The sequence below is a fragment of the Microcystis sp. LE19-10.1B genome (genome assembly GCF_027530565.1).
Taxonomy (GTDB): Bacteria; Cyanobacteriota; Cyanobacteriia; order Cyanobacteriales; family Microcystaceae; genus Microcystis; species Microcystis aeruginosa.
Map to the genome: position 1 here is coordinate 1 of NZ_JAPZQM010000158.1, position 6,036 is coordinate 6,036.

The window sequence follows — 6,036 nt, forward strand, 5'->3', positions numbered from 1 at the left end:
TTGCTAATAAACATAGCAAAATTATAGATGATTTCCTGACCTAAGATCACATTTTATTCTTTTTTCCACTTCAATCTAAGAATTGAGAAAAAAGCAAAACCTTATATTATACCATAAAAAAATTATGCAAGAGGTCTATTACCAAATAAGCGCAAACAAGAACCATTACTCAGTTTACAAACCGGGGGAGCAAATTTAAGAGGACTGATGCGAGTCCTGTTATTCAAACGCTTTGAATCTAGCGTTTATGCCTTCCAACAAACTGTTAAGAAATTACTGCAAGTCCATCAACGCTTTCGAGAAGCTTTACGCCAAGGAATTATCCCCGCCGGAGAAGAAGCTCAAGCAATTCTCTATGAGCCAAACAATGGGGAAGAACAAGACATTATCGATGCTTTGCGTCAGGCATCTGGGAAGTATGATCTAGCTGATTTTGATGCCACAATATTACAGAAACATCTTGAGCATGACATCCAATTGCTAGAGAAAATTTTGCACTTAGTTGAGCCAATTACTCCAGACAAAGATGCGAAATTACAAACCCTTAAAAGCTGGTTGAATAAACCTCCGCTGCAGGATAGCAAGTGCCTCATTTTTACTCAGTATGCTGATACCGCCTATTACTTATATCAAAACCTCAATCCTAACGGCGATCAAGACGATCTAGAAGTCATCTACAGTGGCGATAAAGATAAGGCGCGGGTAGTGGGAAGATTTGCCCCCAAAGCCAACAAATACTATAAATTACAACAGGGAGAGTCGGAAATCAAAACTTTAATTGCTACCGATGTTTTAGCCGAGGGTTTAAACCTACAAGATGGCCACCTGATTGTTAATTATGACCTGCATTGGAATCCCGTCCGACTCATTCAAAGGTTTGGTCGGATTGATCGGATTGGCAGCGAGAATGATGTGGTTTACGGCTTTAATTTTCTCCCAGAGACGGGATTGGAGCGGAATCTAGGATTACGGCAAAAACTCAAAAACCGCATTCAAGAAATTCATGAAACCATCGGTGAGGATGCGGCAATTCTTGACCCCACAGAACAGCTTAACGAAGAGGCTATGTATGCGATTTCTGAAAAAAGTGGCAGCCATCAATTAAGTTTGTTTGAAGATGAGGGAGAATTTCTCGACCTCAATGAAGCCGAAGAAATTCTCAGACAACTCCAGCGAGAAAATCCGGCTGAATACGAACGGATAGCTAACCTGCCTCACGGCATCCGAACGGCTCGCTTTTCTCTCAATAAGGGCATAATTGTCTTCTGTGAAGCTTCTTATCCTAACCGCAAAGATTGGAAGGGCTACCAGCAATTATATTGGCTCGATGAACAGGGAGAGATCAGATCAAAAGATACTGCCCGCATTTTAGGAATGCTCAAAACCAACCCAGAAGAAGCAGCACTGCCGCTGCCCAAAAATTACAACCAAGCAGTCATGCAAGTCAAGGTGAAATTTGCCCAAGAAGTCCAACACCGCCAATCGGAACGGGAGTACAGCCGTTCTCTGACTCAAGCACAGCGCTACGTCCTGCGAGAATTGGGACTACTGTTCAAAACCACGCAGGATGAAGAAATCCGCAAGCAGGTTAACCTATTAGAACAGGCCTTTCGCCAACCGATTACCACTGTACTCAAGCGCGAGTTAAACCTGATTAAGCGCCGTAGCCTGACAGGAGAAGCTTTGTTTAGCGAACTGAAGAAATTATATAGCCAACATGAGATGCGGGACTGGTTAGATCGCCGCCGCTTGCAAGGTGAGGAGCAACCAATTCCCATCATTATTTGCAGTCAGGCTTTAGTTTAGAAACGGCGATAAGTAGGTGGGTGGAATTAAATATAAGATGAACGTAGCGACTGTATCGCCAGTTCTTCCATCGGGTTCGGCTTCACCTTCCCGTTAACGTAGTCGCAAGCTTCCGCAAACGCTTTCAGTGTCGCCTCGATAGCGGCCACCTGTTCGGGTGTTACTTGGAGTTGGCAAGATCCGGTCAGGACTGGTTTCATCCCCTCATTAATAATCAACACATGAGGATTTTGAGGAAGATGCAAGAATTTATTGGCGATTTTCGGGACATCGAACCCCTCAAAGCCGAACGGTAGGGACTCACGCGGTTTCGTTGAGAAAATTGTCGGAAAAGAGATATTAACTCAGAAAGCGATTATACTCAATGATCGAAGACTATTGACCAGCGATCGATGAACCAAGACAACGAGATTAGTCATTTACTAGACCTCATGCCTGCTTCGGGACGGATGATGACGCGCATTGTCAGCAAACCCGAAAGCAGTAAGGTAATCGAAACTAATTTTCCCCTGCCCTGGCAAAGAGGAGTCAGACCGATTCCAATTAATTTTGACCTCTGGCGGCAATTATCAAGACCCCAACGGGATTTAGTCTTGTTAAGGGCTGTCTGTGTTTTAACGGCAGTAAAATGGTTTAAACCCGATCTCGATCGAGTAATTGCTCTGGCTGGTATGATCGGTTTAACCGTGGAAACCCTGCAAACCGATGCCGTCGGTATGGCAGTAGCGGGGGGTTTAACTGCCTTGGCAATTAACCGGATTTGGCGGGAAAAACGCAGCCCCCAACGGGAATTAGATGCGGATGAAGCAGCCCTAAAAGTGGCCGTTAGACGCGGTTACACGGAAACCGAGGCCGCTAAGGGTTTATTATCGGCTATTGAGACTATAGCTGAAATTGAGGGGCGATCGAGTCTCAATTTTAACGAGTTATTGCGCTGTCAAAATCTGAAAAAATTAGCCAATCTCTCCTTTGTTGGTGTTCCCGATCAGGTGAGACAATCTTAAGGTCAGGAGCCGGTCGTCAGGAGTCAGGAGGCAATAGGTAATCTCCCCCCCTCTGTCACCCATTCCGGCGTTCCCTGTTCCCTAAAATCAGAGAGTCTGTAAACTTAAAATAACTACTATAAAAATATCTTTCCCCTTGCTCAATGGCTGCAATTGACTCTTTAGAAAAAGTCTTAAAATATCACTTTGGCTACGATCAATTTCGACCGAATCAACGCCAAATAATTGAGGCTGCTTTAAATAATCAGGATTTATTAGTAATTATGCCCACCGGAGGCGGTAAATCTCTCTGTTTTCAGCTACCTGCTTTAATCAAAAAAGGGGTGACGGTGGTGGTTTCTCCCCTAATTGCTTTAATGCAGGATCAAGTAACTGCTTTAGCTGATAATGGCATCGGGGCAACATTTCTCAATAGCACTTTAAATGCTAAACAAGTCAGAGAAAGAGAATCTTTAATCCTGCAAGGAAAAATTAAACTGTTATATGTCGCGCCAGAAAGATTATTATCGCCTAGTTTTTTAGATTTTTTAGCTGTTATTGATAATTACCTCGGTTTAGCCTGTTTAGCAGTGGATGAAGCTCACTGTGTCTCCGATTGGGGTCATGATTTCCGCCCTGAATATCGACAAATTAAACAAGTTCGTCAACGCTTTCCCTCCGTGCCAATTTTGGCTTTAACTGCCACCGCTACCCAACAGGTTAGAGAAGATATTATCCAACAATTAGGATTGCGAGATACTTCCATTCATATTGCTAGTTTTAATCGTCCTAATCTTTATTATGAAGTTCAACCTAAAACCAGTAAATCTTATCAGCAATTGTATCAATATATTAAAGGACAAAAAGGAGCAGGAATAGTTTACTGTATCAGCCGCAAAACCGTCGATAAAGTTGCAGAACAGTTGCAAAAAGATGGTATTAATGCCCTACCCTATCACGCGGGTATGGAGGATCGGGAAAGAAGTAACAATCAAACCCGTTTTATTCGGGATGATGTGCAGATTATGGTGGCAACAATTGCCTTCGGTATGGGGATTAATAAACCGGATGTACGCTTTGTCATTCATTACGATTTACCCCGCAATTTAGAGGGATATTATCAAGAATCAGGCCGTGCGGGTAGGGACGGAGAACCAGCTAAATGTACCCTCTTTTTTAGCTTTGCCGATGCCAGAAAAATTGAGTATTTTATTAACCAAAAAACCGAGCAAAATGAACAACAGAAAGCTCGTCAACAATTGCGACAAGTGTTAGATTATGCCGAAGGGAATGAATGTAGAAGATCGAGTGTACTAGGCTACTTTGGAGAAAGTTTTGCGGGTAACTGTGGTAACTGTGATAACTGTCGGAATGGTACAAATAACCAGGATTGGACGATCGAAGCACAAAAATTTTTATCCTGTGTGGCGCGGACGGGACAGAAATTCGGTATGATGCACATAATCAACGTACTCAGGGGAGGAAAAGGTGAAAGAATCACCCAATATCAACATCATTTATTATCTACTTATGGCATCGGTAAAGATAAAACTGTCGGGGAGTGGAAACGTTTAAGTCGTTCCCTTGTCCAGCAAAATCTACTGGTAGAAACTGAAGACAATTTTAGAATCTTGAAACTTAATCAACACAGTTGGGAAGTGATGCGGAAACAACGTTCCGTGTTTATTGCCGTCCCCCAAAAAGCTAACGGTCAAATCGTGGGAGACGACAATCCCAATACGCTGGAAAGTGATTTATTATTTGATCGCTTGCGACAACTGCGGAAAAAAATTGCCGATAGTCAAGGGGTTCCTCCCTACGTTATTTTCCATGATTCTAGTCTGCGTTTGATGGCCCAATCGAAACCCCGGAATTTGGGGCAGTTTCGTCAAATTTCTGGAGTAGTACACAGTAAAGTACAACAGTATGGGGATATATTTATAGCGGCAATTAATGATTTTTGTCAGGATAGTCTTCCCTCTACTCAATTCCTCACTCTCCAATACTATCAAGATGGTTTGAATGCGGAAGAAATCGCTCGCAAAAGAAGCTTAAAAGTCTCAACCATCTATGAACATTTAGCTAAATTGCTGGAAGCGGGTTACGAAATTGATATTAATCAGTTAGTCTCTAAAAATAAACAGGAATATATTCGTTTAGCGATTAAAAAAGTGGGTGATCAATCCCTGAAAACTCTCAAAGAAAATCTGGGAGATAATTATAGTTATGAGGAAATTAAATTAGTTGTTGCTTGGCAAAGACGACCCCGGCAATAAGGCCAGAGGAACTCTTTTGATGCAACCCTCCACTTTAAAAGCGATAATAAATAATCAGTTTTTAATAACCGGATTTAGTATTACAACCAGTGGGTTAATCCGCTCAAAAATTGCTTTTTCTGGGGTTGAAACATTTTCAACCCCGATTTTTATCATCCGGGAAAAATAACTTCTAGGGGAGCGGGAATCATCTCGCTGCGAAAGTCAAGAATCTGGACTAGGATTAAATAGGCAACGGCGATTAAAATCGAAATTGCTCCCGTGATAATGGCGATAATTTTAGCAGAATTCATATAATTAACCGTTAATTTCCTGAGATTATTGATCTATTCCCGCAAAAGCTACCGAAATTTATTCTCATCTACGATTGCGAGGATAAACAATTCAAACTGAAGATATCTTACAGCACAATTCTCCGAGGCGATCGAGAGGAGGAAAATCTTTACCGAATCAAGGTTAGTTACGGTTAAAGAGATTTTGCCATCAGTTCCACGAAAGAATAGGGTTTATCAGCTAGGAGAACATTCAGAATTTTGACTAATCCCGAACTGAGGTTCAGGTTGAAACCCAGTTTGACGAGAGATAGTCCTTGCGGCTCAATGTATAGACTAAAATATATGGTAAAGCTTATAATTATTTGTTATTTAAATCTATGCAACCAGCAAAACCCTTGCTATAATCGACAATATATGGTAATAGACCAATTCCATCCGCTGCATCCGCATCGGCATCCCCAAAGTTGATCAACCTCGCTTTGTTTTAAGGTAGGCTAAGGTCTGCCTTACTTTTTTGGGTTGGGAAGCACTGGAGTTGGGGGAAAAGAGGAAAATGGGCTCTTCGTTACCCTTTATGCTAAATCAACATACAAGATGCCAAGATAACATACTTCTAACCCAAAAATTCCGAAAGTTTCTCAAGCCATAGCCTCTCCGTTTTATTAGTTTAAGTTTATTGTTGATTCCCTCGACCAC

Annotated in this window: 5 protein-coding genes; 3 read left to right on the forward strand and 2 right to left on the reverse strand. The window is 42.0% G+C overall.

Features of this window, described 5'->3' with window-relative positions; translation table 11 throughout:
• The first annotated feature begins 207 nt into the window (after positions 1-207).
• The 3 genes from O9332_RS05640 to recQ all read left to right on the forward strand — a co-directional run bounded on the left by O9332_RS05640 (position 208) and on the right by recQ (position 5,065).
• A complete protein-coding gene (locus O9332_RS05640; RefSeq protein WP_002760432.1) occupies positions 208-1,806 on the forward strand; it encodes a C-terminal helicase domain-containing protein in 1,599 nt (532 codons plus the stop codon).
• A gap of 392 nt (positions 1,807-2,198) precedes the next feature.
• On the forward strand, positions 2,199-2,810 hold the full coding sequence (locus tag O9332_RS05645) for a DUF3318 domain-containing protein (protein WP_002760436.1): 612 nt from the start codon (positions 2,199-2,201) through the stop codon (positions 2,808-2,810).
• 143 nt (positions 2,811-2,953) lie between these two features.
• The gene (gene recQ / locus O9332_RS05650; RefSeq protein ID WP_002760438.1) at positions 2,954-5,065 is read left to right on the forward strand and encodes a DNA helicase RecQ; all 2,112 of its coding nucleotides are present in this window, start codon (positions 2,954-2,956) and stop codon (positions 5,063-5,065) included.
• Between the two features lie 152 nt (positions 5,066-5,217).
• Here recQ and O9332_RS05655 read toward each other — a convergent pair whose 3' ends face one another.
• Positions 5,218-5,358, reverse strand: a complete 141-nt coding sequence (locus tag O9332_RS05655) for a hypothetical protein (RefSeq protein WP_002760440.1) — start codon at positions 5,356-5,358, stop codon at positions 5,218-5,220.
• 564 nt (positions 5,359-5,922) lie between these two features.
• On the reverse strand, positions 5,923-6,036 hold a 114-nt coding region (locus tag O9332_RS05660; RefSeq protein WP_287627018.1), incomplete at its 5' end, for a transposase.

Bases quoted from the DNA above. Each gene is read 5' to 3' on its own strand.
- recQ (WP_002760438.1), top strand. From the start codon at position 2,954: ATGGCTGCAATTGACTCTTTAGAAAAAGTCTTAAAATATCACTTTGGC.
- O9332_RS05655 (WP_002760440.1), bottom strand. From the start codon at position 5,358: ATGAATTCTGCTAAAATTATCGCCATTATCACGGGAGCAATTTCGATT.
- O9332_RS05640 (WP_002760432.1), top strand. From the start codon at position 208: ATGCGAGTCCTGTTATTCAAACGCTTTGAATCTAGCGTTTATGCCTTC.
- O9332_RS05645 (WP_002760436.1), top strand. From the start codon at position 2,199: ATGAACCAAGACAACGAGATTAGTCATTTACTAGACCTCATGCCTGCT.